At 48.4% G+C, this 256-nt stretch carries 1 protein-coding gene; it reads left to right on the forward strand.

The annotated features are described in order from the left end of the window. Window positions 1-256: HAD family hydrolase (locus AAEZ00_RS21660; RefSeq protein WP_351090033.1), on the forward strand; the 256-nt coding region annotated here is incomplete at both ends.

Consider the following 256-nt stretch of genomic DNA (forward strand, 5'->3'; position numbering starts at 1 on the left):
GGTGTAGGTAAAGCCGCTGAATCTGGCGTGCTTATTCGTAATGGTGAAGCTCTGCAAACGGCATCGACTATTACCACCATGATTTTAGATAAAACCGGCACGATTACCGAAGGCGCACCAAAAATCACCGATATCATCGTGGTCAATGGTCGCGAACAAGAACAAGTATTGCAACTGGCGGCAAGTATTGAGCAACATTCCGAGCATCCACTTGCGCAAGCTGTTGTTCAAGCCGCAGCGGATAAGGGATTAGCGT

The organism is Shewanella sp. S1-49-MNA-CIBAN-0167, assembly GCF_040310145.1.
In the GTDB taxonomy this organism is placed as follows: Bacteria; Pseudomonadota; Gammaproteobacteria; order Enterobacterales; family Shewanellaceae; genus Shewanella; species Shewanella psychromarinicola.